At 74.9% G+C, this 255-nt stretch carries 1 protein-coding gene; it reads right to left on the bottom strand.

Translation table 11 applies throughout. The annotated features are described in order from the left end of the window. Positions 1–75: 75 nt before the first annotated feature. Positions 76–255, bottom strand: a 180-nt coding sequence (locus R0J87_RS22470) for a hypothetical protein (RefSeq protein WP_498889097.1), incomplete at its 5' end; no start/stop codon positions are given.

The following is a 255-nucleotide window of genomic DNA, read 5'->3' as shown; positions in this document are numbered from 1 at the left end:
GCACGGCTCACGCCGCCTGAACGCGGGTTCGACCGACCCGAGCCGACCCGAGCCGAGCGTCCCGGAGCCCTGCCGTCAGACCGCCGCTCCCGGCTCGGCGGCTCGCGGAGCGTATAGCGACCGCGGCAGCAGTGCGGCGCGCACCCGGGTCGGTCGGTCGACGCTGTCGCGCAGCTGCGCCAAGACCTGTCGCAGCGGCTCGGAGAGATCTGCCGATGCCTCGCCGGACCGGGCGTAGTTGGACCGCTCGACGGC

Source organism: Halomonas sp. SIMBA_159, assembly GCF_046536035.1.
GTDB lineage: Bacteria > Pseudomonadota > Gammaproteobacteria > Pseudomonadales > Halomonadaceae > Vreelandella > Vreelandella venusta_A.
This window is presented reverse-complemented; position numbering and strand designations above follow the sequence as displayed.